This window comes from Mesorhizobium sp. M7A.F.Ca.MR.176.00.0.0 (genome assembly GCF_004023165.1).
In the GTDB taxonomy this organism is placed as follows: domain Bacteria; phylum Pseudomonadota; class Alphaproteobacteria; order Rhizobiales; family Rhizobiaceae; genus Mesorhizobium.
The window spans coordinates 7,661-24,422 of the sequence record NZ_RZTC01000099.1 but is presented as its reverse complement, the minus strand read 5'-3'; the positions used below and the strand labels follow the sequence as shown (position 1 = coordinate 24,422).

At 64.5% G+C, this 16,762-nt stretch carries 23 protein-coding genes; 11 read left to right on the top strand and 12 right to left on the bottom strand.

The window, feature by feature from the left end:
• Positions 1–250: 250 nt before the first annotated feature.
• From EOB59_RS26415 to arsK, 8 genes are all read left to right on the top strand, one after another.
• Complete coding sequence (locus EOB59_RS26415) at positions 251–661, top strand: MbcA/ParS/Xre antitoxin family protein (RefSeq protein WP_127326539.1); 411 nt, start codon at positions 251–253, stop codon at positions 659–661.
• The gene (locus EOB59_RS26410) at positions 655–1,353 is read left to right on the top strand and encodes an RES family NAD+ phosphorylase (protein WP_128289570.1); all 699 of its coding nucleotides are present in this window, start codon (positions 655–657) and stop codon (positions 1,351–1,353) included. The genes EOB59_RS26415 and EOB59_RS26410 overlap by 7 nt, the downstream gene beginning before the upstream one ends.
• A gap of 65 nt (positions 1,354–1,418) precedes the next feature.
• Positions 1,419–1,751, top strand: coding sequence for a metalloregulator ArsR/SmtB family transcription factor (locus EOB59_RS26405; RefSeq protein WP_023809328.1), 333 nt, complete (start codon positions 1,419–1,421; stop codon positions 1,749–1,751).
• A 92-nt stretch (positions 1,752–1,843) separates the two neighbouring features.
• The gene (gene arsB / locus EOB59_RS26400) at positions 1,844–2,908 is read left to right on the top strand and encodes an ACR3 family arsenite efflux transporter (protein WP_164781883.1); all 1,065 of its coding nucleotides are present in this window, start codon (positions 1,844–1,846) and stop codon (positions 2,906–2,908) included.
• Positions 2,905–3,327, top strand: a complete 423-nt coding sequence (gene arsC, locus EOB59_RS26395) for an arsenate reductase (glutaredoxin) (RefSeq protein WP_127399389.1) — start codon at positions 2,905–2,907, stop codon at positions 3,325–3,327. Before arsB ends, arsC begins: the two co-directional genes overlap by 4 nt.
• A gap of 63 nt (positions 3,328–3,390) precedes the next feature.
• The gene (locus tag EOB59_RS26390) at positions 3,391–3,711 is read left to right on the top strand and encodes a metalloregulator ArsR/SmtB family transcription factor (protein ID WP_127383332.1); all 321 of its coding nucleotides are present in this window, start codon (positions 3,391–3,393) and stop codon (positions 3,709–3,711) included.
• Between the two features lie 44 nt (positions 3,712–3,755).
• The gene (locus tag EOB59_RS26385; protein WP_128289568.1) at positions 3,756–5,171 is read left to right on the top strand and encodes an NAD(P)-binding domain-containing protein; all 1,416 of its coding nucleotides are present in this window, start codon (positions 3,756–3,758) and stop codon (positions 5,169–5,171) included.
• Positions 5,164–6,402 (top strand): arsenite efflux MFS transporter ArsK, encoded by a 1,239-nt coding sequence (gene arsK / locus EOB59_RS26380; RefSeq protein WP_128289567.1) that lies wholly within the window; start codon positions 5,164–5,166, stop codon positions 6,400–6,402. The genes EOB59_RS26385 and arsK overlap by 8 nt, the downstream gene beginning before the upstream one ends.
• Before the next feature lie 7 nt (positions 6,403–6,409).
• On the opposite strand, the gene EOB59_RS26375 is transcribed toward arsK, so the two are convergent.
• The 7 genes from EOB59_RS26375 to EOB59_RS26345 form a co-directional block, all read right to left on the bottom strand.
• A complete protein-coding gene (locus tag EOB59_RS26375; RefSeq protein WP_027160865.1) occupies positions 6,410–7,138 on the bottom strand; it encodes an amino acid ABC transporter ATP-binding protein in 729 nt (242 codons plus the stop codon).
• Between the two features lie 56 nt (positions 7,139–7,194).
• Positions 7,195–7,869, bottom strand: a complete 675-nt coding sequence (locus EOB59_RS26370) for an amino acid ABC transporter permease (protein ID WP_127272108.1) — start codon at positions 7,867–7,869, stop codon at positions 7,195–7,197.
• The gene (locus EOB59_RS26365) at positions 7,866–8,537 is read right to left on the bottom strand and encodes an amino acid ABC transporter permease (RefSeq protein ID WP_127271796.1); all 672 of its coding nucleotides are present in this window, start codon (positions 8,535–8,537) and stop codon (positions 7,866–7,868) included. Before EOB59_RS26365 ends, EOB59_RS26370 begins: the two co-directional genes overlap by 4 nt.
• A 142-nt stretch (positions 8,538–8,679) precedes the next feature.
• Positions 8,680–9,468 (bottom strand): ABC transporter substrate-binding protein, encoded by a 789-nt coding sequence (locus tag EOB59_RS26360; RefSeq protein ID WP_127255904.1) that lies wholly within the window; start codon positions 9,466–9,468, stop codon positions 8,680–8,682.
• Positions 9,469–9,579: 111 nt separating this feature from the next.
• Positions 9,580–10,743 (bottom strand): saccharopine dehydrogenase family protein, encoded by a 1,164-nt coding sequence (locus EOB59_RS26355; RefSeq protein ID WP_128289566.1) that lies wholly within the window; start codon positions 10,741–10,743, stop codon positions 9,580–9,582.
• Complete coding sequence (locus EOB59_RS26350; protein ID WP_127271168.1) at positions 10,740–11,240, bottom strand: Lrp/AsnC family transcriptional regulator; 501 nt, start codon at positions 11,238–11,240, stop codon at positions 10,740–10,742. The genes EOB59_RS26355 and EOB59_RS26350 overlap by 4 nt, the downstream gene beginning before the upstream one ends.
• A 132-nt stretch (positions 11,241–11,372) precedes the next feature.
• Positions 11,373–12,245, bottom strand: a complete 873-nt coding sequence (locus tag EOB59_RS26345) for a LysR substrate-binding domain-containing protein (protein ID WP_127809741.1) — start codon at positions 12,243–12,245, stop codon at positions 11,373–11,375.
• A 112-nt stretch (positions 12,246–12,357) separates the two neighbouring features.
• On the opposite strand from EOB59_RS26345, the gene EOB59_RS26340 reads away from it, so the two are divergent.
• Together EOB59_RS26340 and EOB59_RS26335 are read left to right on the top strand one after the other, a co-directional pair.
• Positions 12,358–12,567, top strand: a complete 210-nt coding sequence (locus tag EOB59_RS26340; RefSeq protein WP_128289565.1) for a hypothetical protein — start codon at positions 12,358–12,360, stop codon at positions 12,565–12,567.
• 27 nt (positions 12,568–12,594) lie between these two features.
• Entirely contained in the window at positions 12,595–13,359 is a 765-nt protein-coding gene (locus EOB59_RS26335; protein WP_127809743.1) for a sulfite exporter TauE/SafE family protein, read from the top strand.
• Positions 13,360–13,398: 39 nt separating this feature from the next.
• On the opposite strand, the gene EOB59_RS26330 is transcribed toward EOB59_RS26335, so the two are convergent.
• The 3 genes from EOB59_RS26330 to EOB59_RS26320 all read right to left on the bottom strand — a co-directional run bounded on the left by EOB59_RS26330 (position 13,399) and on the right by EOB59_RS26320 (position 14,803).
• Complete coding sequence (locus EOB59_RS26330) at positions 13,399–13,584, bottom strand: DUF1778 domain-containing protein (RefSeq protein ID WP_245463733.1); 186 nt, start codon at positions 13,582–13,584, stop codon at positions 13,399–13,401.
• Positions 13,585–13,674: 90 nt separating this feature from the next.
• Positions 13,675–14,232 carry a sugar O-acetyltransferase gene (locus tag EOB59_RS26325; RefSeq protein ID WP_128289564.1) on the bottom strand — a complete coding sequence of 186 codons (558 nt, stop codon included), beginning with the start codon at positions 14,230–14,232 and terminating at the stop codon, positions 13,675–13,677.
• A 70-nt stretch (positions 14,233–14,302) separates the two neighbouring features.
• Positions 14,303–14,803, bottom strand: a complete 501-nt coding sequence (locus EOB59_RS26320; protein ID WP_128289563.1) for a universal stress protein — start codon at positions 14,801–14,803, stop codon at positions 14,303–14,305.
• 208 nt (positions 14,804–15,011) lie between these two features.
• Between EOB59_RS26320 and EOB59_RS26315 the strand changes: the two genes are divergently transcribed.
• Positions 15,012–15,593, top strand: coding sequence for a histidine phosphatase family protein (locus EOB59_RS26315; RefSeq protein WP_127809745.1), 582 nt, complete (start codon positions 15,012–15,014; stop codon positions 15,591–15,593).
• A 31-nt stretch (positions 15,594–15,624) separates the two neighbouring features.
• Here the strand turns inward: EOB59_RS26315 and EOB59_RS26310 are convergent, their stop codons facing one another.
• Both EOB59_RS26310 and EOB59_RS26305 read right to left on the bottom strand, forming a co-directional pair.
• On the bottom strand, positions 15,625–16,026 hold the full coding sequence (locus tag EOB59_RS26310; RefSeq protein ID WP_128289562.1) for a VOC family protein: 402 nt from the start codon (positions 16,024–16,026) through the stop codon (positions 15,625–15,627).
• Positions 16,027–16,145: 119 nt separating this feature from the next.
• The coding region (locus EOB59_RS26305; RefSeq protein WP_245486761.1) for a pseudouridine synthase at positions 16,146–16,762 on the bottom strand (617 nt) is incomplete at its 5' end.

Sequence of the window (16,762 nt, the reverse complement as noted above, 5' to 3'; positions counted from 1 at the left end):
AAACTGTCACCCATCTAATCAGTCCATTCTGTTACCTATCTATCCGGTTCGGACACAGCTCCCTTCTCCCCGTAACTATACGGGGGAGAAGGTGCCGGCAGGCGGATGAGCGGCGGCGCCGACTTTGGCGATTGGTGGCCTTCACAAGACGGAAGCCGTCATTGGCCTGAAAGCGATTGGCCCTGCCTTGCTGATCTCCTTGCCGATTGGCAAATTCATGCTATATATCTGCCAATAGCGAGGCAACAAAATGCAGCTTCAGTCCATTGTCACGACACCGGCCACGGTTGGCAGCGTCATATCGGATGACGAGGCCGGCGCGCTGGCGCGCACCACGGTCAATCTGTTCAAGGCCTGGAATCTTAGCGACGTCGAGGCCTGTATCCTGCTCGGCGGCATATCGGCCCGGACCTGGGCACGCTGGAAAGAAGGCGGCGTCGGCAGGATCGACCGCGACCTGCGCACCCGCATGGCGCATCTGATGGGCATCCATAAGGGCCTGCGCTATCTGTTCACGGAGCCGGCACGGGGCTACGCCTGGATCCGCAAGCCCAATGCCACCTTCGGCGGCCAGTCGGCCCTCGACCTGATGCTGCGCGGCGAAATCTCCGATCTCTCGGCGATGCGCGAATGGCTCGATGCGGAGCGTGGTGCATGGTGAGTGGGCTTGCGGTCCGTCGCCGCGTTGACTGGCCCCAGACCTTCCGCATCATCCGCTCCATCCATCCGCCCATCGACCTGTTCGAGGACATTGCCGACCCGCGCGACTGGGAGGCGCTGGCCTCGGTCGAGGCGAAGACCAACCCGCGCATAAGGTTCGAGATCGGCGACCTCGGCAAGGTGTCGGCCGCAAGGCGGGTTTCCGGCCCCGGCGCCAGCTTCGTGATGGCGCCCTTCGTGCACTGCTCGACGCTGAGGCCAGGTCGCTTCTCGGATGGCAGCTACGGCATCTACTATGCCGGCGACAGTGAGGATGTCGCTCTGGCCGAGACCATCCACCATCATCAGAAGTTCATGCGCGCCACCAACGAGGGGCCGGGCTGGACGGCGGATTTCCGCGTGCTGATCGGCAGCGTCGACCGCGACCTCGATGACGTCAACGCCGTGCCCGGCGTGCTCGACCCGGACGACTATTCCGCCTCGCAGGCGGAAGGGCGGGCGCTGCGGGCAGCAGACAGCGACGGACTGGTATGGAACAGCGTGCGCATGCCGGGCGGCGGCTGCATCGGCATCTTCTGGCCCGATGTCATTACCATTCCAGTGCAGGGTCGCCACTACAGCTACCATTGGGACGGCGCCCGCGTGGACTTCGTGCGCCAGCACGATACGGGAAAGGTGCTTGCCGTCACATGATGGCGGCGGACACGCTTTACAGATCGCTGGGAAGCCGATATCCATAAATCCAAGGATTCGGATATATGGATAAGAAAAGCACTTTGAACGCGCTGGCCGCACTTGGCCAGGAGACGCGGCTGGATGTCTTCCGGCTGCTCGTGCGTGCCGGTCCGGAAGGCATTCCGGCGGGCGAGATCGCAACGAGGCTGGACACGGTCCAGAACACCATGTCGGCGCATCTGAAGGTGCTCGCCCATGCCGGGCTGATCCGTCCCGAACGCGACGGAAGGACCGTGCGCTATGTCGCCGACATGACCGGCCTGCGCGACCTGCTGGCCTATCTGATGGAAGATTGCTGCAATGGCGCGCCGGAGCTCTGCCGTCCGGTCATCAATGCCGTGACCTGTGACTGCTGAGGGGCTTGTGACTGTCCGCCGCGCGCGTTCGAACAAGGAAAGCCATCATGACCGATCATGCTCTGAACGCAGCTGGGGCGGTGCGGCCCGGCATCGGCTTCGTCGAGAAATATCTGACGGTGTGGGTGGCATTGTGCATCGTCGCGGGCATCGCGCTTGGCCATCTGCTGCCAGGCGTGTTCGGCGCCATCGCGTCGGCCGAGATCGCCAGGGTCAACATTCCTGTCGCCGTGCTGATCTGGCTGATGATCGTGCCGATGCTCTTGCGCGTCGATTTCGCCTCGCTGGCCAGGGTCGGCACCTATTGGCGCGGCATCGGCGTGACGCTGTTCATCAATTGGGCGGTGAAGCCGTTCTCGATGGCGCTGCTGGGCTGGCTCTTTATCGGCTGGCTGTTCCGGCCGTGGCTGCCCGCCGTGCAGATTGATTCCTACATTGCCGGACTGATCATCCTTGCTGCGGCGCCCTGCACGGCGATGGTTTTCGTCTGGTCGAACCTGACGCGCGGCGAGCCGAATTTCACACTTTCGCAAGTAGCGCTCAACGACGCGATCATGATCGTCGCTTTCGCGCCCATCGTCGGCCTGCTGCTCGGCCTGTCGGCGATCACCGTCCCATGGGGCACGCTGATGCTGTCGGTCGCACTCTACATCGTCGCGCCGGTGATCGTCGCGCAGCTGGTTCGTGGCCGGCTGCTGGCAGCGAGGGGACAGGCCGGGCTCGATGCCCTGCTTGCCACGCTGCAGCCCTTGTCGCTGATTGCCTTGCTGGCCACGCTGGTGCTGCTGTTCGGCTTCCAGGGCGAGCAGATCATTGCGCAGCCGCTGGTGATCGTGCTGCTGGCAGTGCCGATCCTGATCCAGGTCTATTTCAACTCCGGTCTTGCCTATCTGCTCAACCGCCTCAGCGGCGAGCGGCACTGCGTGGCTGGACCATCGGCGCTGATCGGCGCGTCGAACTTCTTCGAGCTGGCGGTGGCCGCCGCGATCGCGCTGTTCGGGCTGAATTCGGGCGCGGCCCTTGCCACCGTGGTCGGGGTGCTCATCGAGGTTCCGGTCATGCTGTCGGTGGTGTGGATCGTGAACCGCAGCAAGGGCTGGTACGAGAAGGGCGGCGCCGTCCGGAATACCATGTCGACCGGGAAGGCCTCGAAATGACTATCACCATCTATCACAATCCCGATTGCGGCACGTCGCGCAACACGCTGGCCATCATCCGGCAGTCGGGCGAGGAGCCGGAGGTGATCGAATATCTGAAGACGCCGCCGTCGCGACAAAGGCTGGTCGAACTGATCGCCGCGATGGGCATCATACCGCGAGACCTGCTGCGCGAGAAGGGCACCCCCTATGCCGAACTCGGCCTTGCCGACCCGAAATGGTCCGACGAGCAGATCCTCGATTTCATGCTGGCACATCCGATCCTGATCAACCGGCCGATCGTGGTCAGCCCGCTCGGCGTCGTCCTTGCACGGCCGTCGGAAAAGGTGCTGGACATCCTGCCCAACCCGGAGATCGGCGCGTTCACCAAGGAGGATGGCGAGGTGGTCACAGGCGCCTTGGGCAAACGCGCCGGCTGATGCTATTTCCATAATTTTCGAAATTAAGTTGACGGCGCGAAAAGTGCCGCGTAGTTTATTTCCATGAAACTCGAAAAAGCAGCCGTCCAGCTTGAAGCACTCGGCAATCCGACGCGGCTTCAGCTCTATCGTATCCTGGTGCGCGCCGGTGATGACGGGCTTGCCGTCGGCAGTGTCCAGGAAAAACTGGACATCCCGTCATCGACGCTGTCGCATCACCTCAAGCGGCTGGTCGACACCGGCTTGGTGACGCAGGAGCGGCAGGCGACGACGCTGATCTGCCGCGCCAACTATCCCGGCATGAATGCGCTGATCGGCTATCTCGCCGACGAGTGCTGCGCCGATGCCGCCTGCGCACCCGCCGTCGGCAAAGCACTGGCTTGATTTTTTTGCGCTTATAATTCGAACATACCGGAAGGATGGAACCTATGGACGTGATGGCAAACCTTCCCGTCGCGGTGATCGGCGCCGGCCCGGTCGGACTGGCAGCCGCGGCGCATCTGGTCGAGCGCGGCATCACTCCGCTCGTCCTGGAACGCGGCGAAAGCGTGGGTGCGGCGCTGCTCGAATGGGAACATGTGCGGGTGTTTTCGCCATGGAAATACAACATCGATACGGCGGCGCGAGCGCTGCTCGACCGCTCCGGCTGGACAGCGCCGGACAGCCAGCGCCTGCCGACCGGCGGCGAGATCGTGCGCGATTATCTGGCGCCGCTTGGCCGGCTTCCCGCGATCGCCGCCAATTTGAAGCTCGGCGCCGAGGTCACCGCGATCACCCGTCAGGGGCACGACAAGGTCGCCAATGATGGCCGCAAGGACGCGCCCTTCGTTATCCGCTATCGCGATGCCGGCGGCGAACACCGCGTTCTCGCGCGCGCGGTCATCGACGCGTCCGGAACATGGTGGCGGCCAAATCCGATCGGCGTCGACGGGCTGCCGGTTGCCGGCGAAGGCGAGGCGTCGGCACGCATCGCCTATGGTATTCCCGACGTGGTCGGCAAGGCGAGAGAAGACTATGCGGGCAAGCGCATCCTGGTCATCGGCGGCGGGCACTCGGCCATCAACGTCGCTTTGGCGCTGATGGAGTTGCAGGATGCGGCGCCTGGCACCGAAGTCTTCTGGGCGCTGCGCCACGCCAGCATCGAGAGACTGCTCGGCGGCGGGCTGAACGACCAGTTGCCGGAACGCGGCGCGCTTGGATTGGCGGCCAGGCAGGCCATGGCGGATGGCAGGCTGAACATGCTGGCGCCCTTCGCCGCCAACGGCATCGAGAGACAAGGCGAGGGCCTCGTGGTCGACGCCAACCTGGGTGGCAAGCCGTTCAACCTGGTCATCGACCGCATCGTCGTCACCACCGGCTTCAGGCCAGACCTGTCGTTCCTGAGCGAAATCCGCATCGCGCTCGATCCCGCCGTCGAAGCGCCGCCGGCGCTGGCGCCGCTGATCGATCCAAACTTCCACTCATGTGGCACGGTTCCGGCGCATGGCATTGCAGAGCTCGCGCACCCCGAACCGGGCTTCACCATCGTCGGCTCGAAATCCTACGGCCGTGCCCCGACCTTCCTGATGGCGACCGGCTACGAGCAAGTCCGCTCGGTGGTGGCCGATATTGCCGGAGACCATGCCGCGGCCCGCGAAGTCCGGCTGGTGCTGCCGGAGACCGGCGTGTGCAGCGCCGTCGGTGTCGTGACGGCATCGGAAAGCGCCGGCTGCTGCGGCGGGCCTCCCGCCGCTGTCGATGCCTGCTGTGTCAGGGATGCGGACGCCAAGGCAACCGGCGCATCGGGTTGCGGCTGCGCAACCGCGCCAGCCACCGAGACGCGAGAGAATGGCGTCGATGCCTGAACGATCTGTCCTGCGCAAGGCAATCTGGGCGCTTGGGCTGACCCAGATCATCGGCTACGGCACGCTCTATTACAGCTTCTCGATCCTCGCGCCGGCAATGGCTGGGGAGTTCGGGCTCACGGAAGGCTGGGTATTCGGCGCGCTGTCGGCCTCGCTCTTTGCCGGCAGCCTGTTCGCGCCGACTGCCGGGCGGTGGGCCGACCGCTTCGGCGCCGGCCGCATCATGACCGTCGGCTCGGTGGCGGCAGCCGTGGCGCTGGCGCTGTGCGCCGTCGCGCCCGACCGCGTGAGCTTCGTTCTGGCATTGCTGGCAATGGAACTGGCCTCCAGCTTCGTCCTCTACAGCGCTGCCTTCGTCGCGATCGTGCAGATCGGGGTTCCCCGGCCGCAACGCAGCATCACCCATCTGACGCTGATCGCCGGGTTTGCCTCGACCCTGTTCTGGCCACTGACCTCGGCGCTGCATGCGCATCTGACATGGCGCGAGGTCTATTTCTTGTTCGCCGCTCTCAATCTCGGGCTCTGCCTGCCGATCCACGCCTGGCTGATGCGCCTGTCGCGCCGCCACGCAACGGCCAGAAGCCAAGAACGCGAGCCGATCCCTGAAGCGGGCGCGCCGCTCGATCCGCGGCGTGGCCGGGCCGTGTTCCTGCTCATGCTGGCGGGGTTCGCCACCGAGGGCTTCGTGCTGTCGGCGATCCTCATCCACATGGTGCCGCTGACGGCGGCGCTGGGGCTCGGAACCGCAGGCCTCTTCGTCTCGACCCTGTTCGGACCGGCGCAGGTCGCCAGCCGGCTGATCAACATGCTGTTTGGCGGCCGCCTGCAGCAGACGCACCTCGCCGTCATCGCCGCATCGCTGATCACAGCCGGGCTGTGCGCACTGCTGCTGACCACGCCATGGCTGCCCGGCGCCTTCCTGTTCGTGTTGCTGTTCGGCCTCGGTTCAGGCCTCACCAGCATCGTCGGCGGCACCTTGCCACTCGAACTCTTCGGCCGCGAAGGCTATGGCGCGCGGCTCGGATGGGCGAGCGCTGCCCGTCAGTTCACCTCGGCCTTCGCGCCGTTCGCGCTCGCCTTCATGATGGCGCGGACATCCGTCGCCAATTCCCTGTGGGTCCTGGTGGTCGTCGCCGCGAGCGGCGTCATCGCCTTCCTCGCCATCGTGTTGCTGAGGCGCCGCGGCCGGGTTGCGTTCGCCATTGGCGGCAATCCGGAAGAGGCGGCCTGACCGCGCCTCAATGCCTGAGAATCTTGCTCAGAAAAGCGCGGCTGCGGTCGGTCTTGGGGTGTGAGAAGAACTCGTCCGGCGTGCCGCTTTCGACGATGGCGCCGGCGTCCATGAACACCACGCGCTGGGCTACCTTGCGGGCAAAGCCCATCTCGTGCGTCACCACCATCATGGTCATGCCTTCCTCGGCGACCGCCACCATGACGTCGAGCACTTCGGAAATCATCTCGGGATCGAGCGCCGAGGTCGGCTCGTCGAACAGCATGATCTTGGGCCGCATGCCGAGGCAACGCGCGATCGCCACGCGCTGCTGCTGGCCGCCGGAGAGCTGTGCGGGATAGGCATTGACCTTGTCGGCGAGGCCAACCTTGGCCAGCAATTCGCGGCCTGCTTTTTCAGCCTCGGCGCGCGGGATCTTGCGGACATGGATTGGGGCGAGCGTGACGTTTTCGAGTGCCGTCTTATGCGGGTAGAGGTTGAACGACTGGAAGACGAAGCCGATCTCGGTGCGCAGCTGCGTCATGTTGGTGGCGGGGTCGCCCAGGCGTTGGCCGTCGACGACGAGGTCGCCGTCCTTGATCGCCTCCAGGCCGTTGACGCAGCGGATCAGCGTGCTCTTGCCCGAGCCGCTCGGGCCGCAGACGACGACCACTTCGCGCGGCTCGACGCTGAGCGTGATATCCTTGAGCACATTGAGCGTGCCGAACCATTTGTTGACGCCGCGAAAGTCGATCATGCCGGTTTTGGCAAGACCCGTTTTGGTCATGTTTTCTGGACCTTTGGGGTTGGAAGTCACAACTGCACCTCGCCATGCGCCGCGCCCATGCGCTGCTCCAGCCGGCGGGCCAGCATGATCAGCGGATAGCAAACGATGAAATAGCCGACGCCGACGAGGAAGAAGACCAGCAGGCCGTTGGGCACACGCTGCACCACCAGCCAGCCAACCCGGGTGAGGTCGGTGAGCCCGATCGCTGAGACGACAGAAGAATCCTTGATCAGCAGCACATACTGCCCGACCAGCGGCGGCAGCACGATGCGCATCGCCTGTGGGAGGACCACCTGGCGCATGCGCTGCAAGCGCGACAGGCCGGACGCCAGCGCCGCCTCGACCTGACCTGTCGGCACCGAGCGGATGCCGGCGACGACGATCTCGCAGATGAAGCAGGCGGCGAGGTTGGTCAGCGCGATGATGCCGGCGGTGAAGGCATCGAGTTCGATACCGAACTCAGGCAGGATGAAGAAGATCAGGAAGATCTGCACCAGGAACGGCGTGCCGCGAATCAGGTCGACCCAGGCCCCGATCAAGCCCGAGATCAGCCGGTTGCCGCCGGTCCGCAGGATGCCGAGGCCGAAGCCGAGCAGGGTGCCGAGCACAAGGCTGATCAGTGACAGCATCACGGTCATGCCGAGGCCGCGCAGGGCCAGCGGATAGGAGCCGGCGAGGCTTTGCAGTTGTTGCCAGATCATGTCCGCGCCCCCGCCGTGCCGAGCCAGCGGCTGGAGACGCCAGCCAGTCCTTTCAGTCCGTAATACAGCAGCAAATAGAAAGCAGCGATGGTGAGGAAACCTTCGGCCGGCATGAAGCGGTCGGAGGCGAGCAATTGGCCGGCGCGCGTCAGTTCGGAAACCGAGATCAGCGACAGAAGGGCGGAATCCTTGACCAGCACGATCGCCTGGCCAAGCAGCGGCGGGATCGTCACCTTGAAGGCCTGCGGCAGGACGACCAAGCGCATGCGTTGGACATAGGTCATGCCCGAAGCGACGCTGGCTTCGACCTGGCCGCGCGGGATCGACAGGATGCCGGCGCGAATGATTTCAGCGATATAGGCGCCGCTGTTCAGCGACAGCGCGAGGATGCCGACGACGAGTTCCGGCAGCACGAAGCCGAGCCGGGGCAGGCCGAAATAGAGAAAATAGAGCTGCGCTAGCAAGGGCGTGGCACGCACCGCATCGATATAGGCCTTGGCCGGCACACGAAACAGCCAGCCGCGCTGCAGGTTCATGGCGCACAGCACGATGCCGACGATGAGCGCGCCGACAAAGGACAGCGCCGACAGCCAGACGGTCGTGATCAGGCCCTGTCCGAACAGCGGCAGGTATTCGACGATGGTGCGGAAACTGAAATTTTCGAGCATCGTTGGGTGCAATCCCCAGAGTGCAGGAAGGGCGAGTAGCGAATAGCGAATAGCGAGTAGAGAATTAGGGAGCAGCAAAGCATGGCCGGAACGGCCATTCCCTATTCGCTACTCCCTATTCGCTACTCGCTAATTCAATTCCTCAGTGATCCTTCTTCCAGGCGTCGGAATTGACCCAGTAGTCGAGGTTCTTCTGCAGGCGTCCGTCGATGGTGACCTGGTTGAGGAACAGGTTCATCCAGATCAACAGGTCCGGCTCGTCATAGCGGGTGGCGAAGGCAAGCGGCTCCTTCGACAACAGGTCCGGCATGATGGTGAAGCTGCCGGCCGGATAGGCGGTCGACTGGCCCTTGACCGCCGAGACGTCGTTGACGCCGCAATCGGCCTGGCCGTTGTTGACGGCGTCGAGCAGCAGCGGACCGCCGCCCTTGTAGCTCTTGATGTCCGCATCGGGGAAGGCGTTCTTGGCTTCCTTCTCGCCGGTGGCGCCGAGCAGCACGGCGATCTTAGTGCCCTTGGCCTTGCAGTCCTCGGTGGTCTTGAACTTGCTGTCGGCCTTGGTGAAGACAGTGCTGCCCGTATACATGTAAGGCGTGGTGAAGGCGACCTTCATGCCACGCGCCAGCGTCGGTGTCATGTCGGCGACCAGAAGGTCGGCCTTACCCGACAACAGCGCCGGAATCAGACCATCCCAGTCGAAGTCGAGGAACGTGATTTTCACACCCATTTCCTTGGCCATCAGTTCGGCCAGTTCGACCGAACTGCCGGTGCGTTCGCCGTTGGCGCCAACCAGCGAGAAGGGCGGTCCTTGAGTCTGCACGGCGACGCGCAACTCGCCGCGCTTGGTGATGTCGTCGAGCGTACCGGCACTGGCAGCGGCAGTGAGCCCGGCGAGTGCAAGCCCGGCGATGAAAAGTCTGGCAATCTTCATTTCGGTATTCCTCCTTGTTTTATTGTTCCACGTTGTTTTTCACCCTTTGGGGTGCTTTTTGAGCGGCAGCGCCGTTGCCGACGGCAGCCACCGTTCGAAAATCTTCCTGCCTCAGTCCCGTGCCACCGTCTCGGAAACTGTGATGCCACGCTTGGCCAGTTCATCGAAGAACCTGATGTCGGGCACGTCCAGCAGCGGGTTCAAAAGGCCCGTTCTGGTGATCTCACGCCGCGCGAGCATCTGCGCCACGATGCTGGCGGGATAGCCGACGCCGAGGCTCATGCCGAACAGGCCCGAAGCCAGGTCCCGCTCGATGATCAGGTCCGACGTCACCGTCTTGGCGCGGCCGTCTTCGAGGCCGGAAAAGACATTGCGCATCACGCACAGGTCCTTCTCGCCGGGACCATATTGCAGTTGCGGGCCGAGCAGACGGCCGAGGAATTCGCGCGGGCTGTTGCCGGTGCCGGGCACCTTGTCTTCGGAGAGGAAGCCAAGCTCCTTCAGCGGCGCCCAGAAGGCCGACCATCCCGGCCAGCGCAGCGTGTAGCGGCCGGAGCGGCGCAATCCCTTGGCGGCGTCCAGCATCTCGACATAATGCAGCGCATCGCCATTGGGGAAGGCTTCGAGCTTGCCCAGACCCGCAACCTCGATTTCATGGATGAACGGATTGTCGTGCTGCTGGCCGGCCGGCACCGCGACGCGTTTCCCGTCCTCGATCATCACGCTGTCGCGATTCTGGCTGACCAGGACCATGTCGAAATTCCAGCTCACCTTGTAGCACAGCGGCTTGGCCATCGCCTTCGGCTCGGGGATGCCGCCGCAATAGGAATCGATCGAGGAAATCGAGTCGAACTGCCTGGCGGCGCGCGCGTACAGCACGAGGTCGATGCCGGGGTCGAGCCCGCATTCGGTCATGATCGAGACGCCGGCCTGTTCGGCGGCTGGCGCCAGGTCGGCGATCGACTTGGCGTAATTGGTGGTGACCAGCGGCGTGCGCGTGGCGATCGCGGCCTGCACCGCCTGGCGCATCAGCGGCTGAGGCAACAGGTCGATGACGGCGTCGACATCATCAAGCACAGTGGCCAGCGCCGGGCCGATCGCGCCTTCAGGCACCACGAAGCGCACGCGGGCAAGATCGGTCAGGCCGGCAAGCCGGGCCGGGCCATCCGCCGCGGTATCGACGCAGACGATTTGCTCGACGCCGACGCTGGCGACGAGGTCGGCGATTGCCGCCCGACCTTGCAGGCCGAGGCCGCCTAGTACCGCGATCTTCATGCCGGCTCCTTGCGGTCGTCCGACCAGCAGCCTTCCGGCAGGCTGACCCATTTGTTGCAGGACGCCATGACGACGAAGGTTTCGCTGCGCACGACTTCGCCGGGCTCGCCGGCGCCGGGGATCAGTTCGCTGGTGACGCGGTAGAGATCGGCGACGTCACCGGCCACCGTCACGTCGACGATGATGTCGAAGCGCCCGGTGACCACCGAAGCCGAGTTGACGAAGGGCAGTTCGGAAATGCGCTGTGCCAGTTCGCGGGCCCGGCCGCGCCCCTGGGCATTGATGCCGACAATGGCCGAGATCAACTCGGGGCGCTCGGTCAGGTTCAGCAGGCCGACGATCTTGAGCAGGTTGCGGTCGAGCAGGTTGCGCAGCCGCGTGCGCACCGTCGGCACCGAAATCGCCAACATCTCGGCGATGCGGTTGATGCCCGGCTGCGCATCCTGCGACAGCTGTTTGACCAGCCGCCGATCGGTCAGATCGAGATGTTCCCGCAAAGTCCCAGTCTTTCACAAAAGGAAAAAACTTTGGCTATTTTTTTGCCAATGTGTAAACAAGCTACGTCACGGATATTTGAAAAGCAAGGCAATGATTCAGCGCTGCTGGGGATAGGTGGTCGCTGTCAGGGCTCAGACCAGCGCTGCCGCCAACAGTTTTGCCTGTGGCGTCAACTCATCGAAGCGGCGGGCACAGAGGTTCAGCTGGCGCGTCGCCCAGTCGTCGGTCAGCCGCAGGCTTCGCAGCGAGCGTGCCGAGCGGCGCGCGGCACTTTCGGGCACGATGGCGATGCCGGCGCCCTGGGCGACCAGCCGGCAGACATTGTCGAGGCCGGGCACGCGGATGCGGAAGTGCAGATGGCCGCCAAGGCGGGCGGCCTGACGGGTGATGTGCTCCTGCAAGGGATGGCCGGCGCTCAGGCCGACAAAGGCTTCGCCGAGCAGGTCGCCGAGGTTGGTCGTATTGCCTTCGAGGTCGGGCCAGTCTCGCGCGGCGATCACCATGAGCCTGTCGATGAAGAACGGCTTCTGCTCCAGATGCGAAAGGCCGGCCCAGGTCGCGGCGATGCCGAGATCGGCGGCACCGCTTGCCACCGCCTCTGCGATCTCGTGGCTTGGGCGCTCGTCGAGGTCGATGTCGATGCCGGGATGCGCGACGAGGAAGGCCGGCAGCATGTCGCGCAGCAGCGCGCTGGTGGCGGCCGTGTTGGCCATCAGCCGCACGCGGGCGCGCAAGCCCGTGGCATAGGCGCCGAGGTCGCCGGTCATCGCCTCGATCTGGTTCTGCACCGCCCGCGCATGGTGCAGCAGCGCCTGCCCGGCGGCCGTCGGCACCACGCCGCGCCGCCGCCGCTCTAAAAGCGGCGCGCCGAGGCTTTCCTCCATGCCCTTGATGCGGGCGCTGGCGGAGGCGAGCGCCAGCCCCGCAAGTTCGGCACCATGGGTGATGCTGCCGCGCTCGGCGACCAGCAGGAACAGCCGGAGATCGGTAAGATCGAAGCGCATCTTTCTTCTCCTGCAGGGTTTCAGCCTTCGGCGTAGGCGAAGGCTGACGGCGTAACTTCCACATTGTGGGCGGCCGGCATGTCAGTCAAATCTTTTGCGATGGAGATGCGCGATGAGCGAAAAGGCGCCAGGCCGGCATGGACCCGGCATACTTGAAAGCGCGGCGATCGTGCTTGCGATCGCGGTGGCCTCGCTTGCCATGGCGCGAGCGGAGCCCGGCCAGTGCGGTTGCGTGGCGATGGCTGCCCCTGTCCACCATGAAGCAACGCCTGCAAAACCCGCACCCGACGATCATGCGGCGGACATGCTGTTGCATGACTGATCGAAGCGGCACCCCGAAGGAACGACCGTGCTGAGCGTCGGCGTCATCGCCTGGATCGGCGCGGTCTTCCTTGCCGCGGGCTTCGTCAAGGGTGCCGTCGGCATGGGGCTGCCGACCGTGGCGATGGGGCTGCTGGCGGTAACGATGCCGCCGGCGCAGGCGGCTGCCCTGCTCTTGATCCCGTCGCTGGTCACCAATCTTTGGCAGTTGTTCACCGGCCCATCCTTCGGCGGGCTGTGCAATCGGTTGTGGACGATGATGGCCGGCGTCGTGCTTGGCACCGTCGCCGGGACCGGCCTGCTCACCGGCACACACTCTGGCGTTGCCTCGGCCGGGCTCGGTGCGGCGCTGGTGCTTTACGCCATTCTCGGCCTGCTCAAGCTTGGCTTCACCACGCCGGCGCACCACGAGGCGTTGGTATCACCGCTGGTCGGTGTGGCGACCGGGCTGGTCACCGGCGCCACCGGGGTCTTCGTCATCCCGGCCGTGCCCTATCTGCAATCGCTGCGGCTGGGCCGGGAAGACCTCATCCAAGCGCTCGGCCTGTCCTTCACCGTGTCGACGGCGGCTCTTGCCCTTGGGTTGTTCAAGGCAGGCGCGTTCGCATCGCCGACAATGCAACTGGCGGGATCGGTCCTGGCGCTTGCGCCGGCGCTCGCCGGCATGTTCGCCGGCCAGGCGCTGCGCCAGGCGATGAGCGTCGAGACGTTTCGCACGGTGTTCTTCGCCGGGCTGCTGATGCTGGGCGGGTATCTGGTCTTGGAGGCCGCGCTCTGGTCTTCGGCATCCTAAGCGGCCGGTGGGGATTGGCGCGGAGCGTGATCATTAGCGTCATGCAGCGTCCCATGGAGGCTTTGTCGTCATGGTGCGGCGCAACCGGTGGTTCGGATGCTGCGGCGCGTCGAGACGTTCCAGAAAAGCGGCGTAGACATCCGGCTCGACAGTAAAGATGTCGCGGTTGAGCAACGTGTCTTCAGTGGCACGCTGCAACGCTTCAAGCATGAAGTCCTTGCGCATGAATGGGCTCCTTCCCTGCGTTAACAGCATAGCATAGCGACGATGTCACTACGATCTGTCGGTCCGGCCGCCCGATGAAAAGTCGCGCCCTCATTCGGCAATCGACCTGATGACGTTGGCCGGGTTTCCCCCGACAAGCGTGTTCGGGGGAACGTTCCTAGTGACCACGGAACCCGCCGCGACAACCGAGTTTTCGCCCACCGTCACGCCGCCGATGACCGTCGCGCCGGCCGCGATCCAGACATTGCGTTCGATCACGATCGGCTTTGCGGTCGTGAAGGCGCGACGCCGCGACGGTTCGAGGGGATGGCCCGAGGTGATGAGGCTGACATTCGGCCCGATCATGACATCGTCGGCGATGTCGAGCCCGCCAAGATCATAAAAGGTGCAGTTCTGATTGATGAAGACATTGCGCCCGACGCGGATATCGGATCCGCCGGTCGTGTAGAAGGGCGGGATCAGCAGGAAGCTGTCGTCGACTTTCCTGCCAATGAGTTCGCTGAACAGGGTCCGGACTTCAGCCGCGTCGTTGAAGGTCAAGCGGTTGAGGCTTGCGGTGGTCGCCATCGCCCGTTTGACGTCGGCCAGCATGGCGGCCGACTGCGGCATTCCGCTGGGAATTATGCTGGTGCGACCCTCGTCCGCCATTCGTCAATTTTCTCCGGCGCGGTCGAACAATGTTGGCGCACGACAGCCGCGCCGGGATGGTCTCCGGCTGTTATTTGAGCATGATTCCGAAAGTCAGTTCCAGCCCGGGAAAACGCCCTAGCGGACGACCAGCCGCAACCGGGATTTCCGTGTAGGACAGCACTTCCGCCGTCTGGCTGCCGAGAAGCAGCTTGCCCAGTCCGCGGCGGCCGTGCGAAGCCATGACGATCAGGTCGCAGCCCAGGGCCCGCGACAGTTCCAGGATGGCTTCGGCGGGCCGCTTGTCCTCGACATGCACGACCTCCGCGGATACGCCGACGGCGTTCGCCGACGCCTTGCACTTGTCGAGCACTTCCTTAGCGTGTCGTCCCGCCTCTTCCTTGTAGGCAGCCAGTTCGTTGCCGGCGGCATAGCCGGCCATGGCACCGCCCAAGGCGAAGATCGGGAATGGTTCCGAGACGGTGACGAAGGTGACAGCAGCGCCGAGGCCCTTGGCCAACGTTAGGCCGTGAGTAACGCCCTTGTCGGCCAGTTCCGATCCGTCCGTGGCGATGAGCAGATGTTTGTACATGACGATCTCGACTTGTTGTGCAAGGGCCCGTGCCCTTGTGGTGGCGGGAGCCTTGTGGAGGCTGGCCTTGATATAGTTGCGGCCTCGGGCCGATCACAGGGCCGGCCTGCCGCGGATCAAGGCCAGGCGACCACGCAGTTTTGTGCCAAGCGGATTCCCCTTTGCCGCATCGTCGCTTAAGGTGCCGGACCACATCGAAAGGCATCCCATGAGCAGCGTGTATCCCCAAATCCATCTGGTCCGGCATGGCGAGACGGCGTGGAGCCTTTCGGGGCAGCATACCGGCCGCACCGACATGCCGTTGACCCCGGTTGGCGAGGCCGCGGCGCGGGGTGTCGCCGATAGGCTCAAGGGGCTGTCTTTTTCGGCCGTATGGTCGAGCCCGTCGCAGCGCGCCTACAACACCAGCGTACTGGCCGGCTTCGGCGCGCAGAGCGCCAAGAAGGACGATCTGCAGGAATGGGACTACGGCGCCTATGAGGGGCTGACGACAAAACAGATCCTGGCCGAGCGCCCCGGCTGGAATGTGTTTCGCGATGGTTGTCCAAAGGGCGAGATGGCGGCCGATGTCGGCGTGCGGGCCGACAGGATTATCGCCGGGCTGCGCGAGGCCAACGCCGGCATATTGGTGTTTTCCAGCGCGCATTTCTTGCGCGTGCTGGCGGCGCGCTGGATTGGCCTGCCGCCCGAAGGCGGCGCGCTGCTTGTGCTCGAAACAGCCAGCATCAGCGTGCTCGGCTACGAGCATGATTTGAGCGAGCCGGTCATCCGGAAATGGAACCAGAAGTAGGGCGGCTTTGGCCAGCGGCGCCGCTTCCGCCCTATCTGTCGAATTTCTTGATCGCTTCGGCGGTCACCGGCGTGAAGAAATTTACCAGATTGCCATCGGGGTCGCGAAACAGCAGCGAGCGGTTGCCCCAGGGCATGGTGGTCGGCTTCTGCACAGTGATATTCCTGAGGAGGTCCGAGAGCCTGGCGAATTCAGCATCGACGTCGCCGACGCGGAACTCGATGATGACGGTGTGGTTGTCGGCGGGGCGGGCGATGTCGCCGCCAAACAGCATCAAGGTGCGCGTGCTGCCGATCGCCAGCGTGCAGGCCGGTGTCGCCAGTTCGGCGAAGTCTTCCGTGTAGACCGTCACGGGCATGCCGGTGATCTCGCCGTAGAAGCGCACGAGGCGCTGAACGTCCGACGTGATGATGCGGACAGAGACGAGGTTCATCGCATTGGCTCCCTGATCGTTGAAGCCGTGGCCGGCTCCCATCCGACTTATAGGCCAGGCCTCCTGACAGCTTTCCGTCAGGAAGGATTGCTGTGAGCCTGCACCAGCGCAAGCGCTGCTCACCCCGTCAGCAGCGCCAGTTCCTCCGGTGTCAAATGCCGTGCCGTGCCCTTGGCGAGGTCGCCGAGCGGCAGGCGGCCGATGGCGATGCGGATGAGGCGCAGGACCTCGACGCCGTGCGCGGCGAGCAGGCGACGGATGTGGCGGTTGCGGCCTTCGTCGAGCACGATCTCCAGCCAGGCGGTGCGGTCGCCGCTGCGCAAAAATTCGATCGAATTCGTGGTCAGGATCTCGCCGTCGACGCTCACGCCCGCGCGCAACGTCTTCAACATCGCCGCGTCCGGCACCGTGCCGATCTGCACGCGGTAGGTTTTCGGCAAATGCGAAGCCGGGTCCATCAGCCGGTTGGCAAACCGGGTGTCGTTGGTCATCAGCAGCAGGCCTTCGCTGGCCTTGTCGAGGCGGCCGACCGGCGAGACGAAGGGCAGGTCGAGCCCTTCGAAGCAGGCATAGACGGTGTCGCGCTGCTGCGGGTCGTCGCGGGTGGTGACCAGCCCGCGCGGCTTGTTGAGCATGAGATAGACCTTGCGCTCGGCAACCACCGGCCTGTCGTCGACGACGATGCGGTCGCGGTCGAGGTCGACCCGCAGGGCTGCATTGCGCACGACCTTGCCGC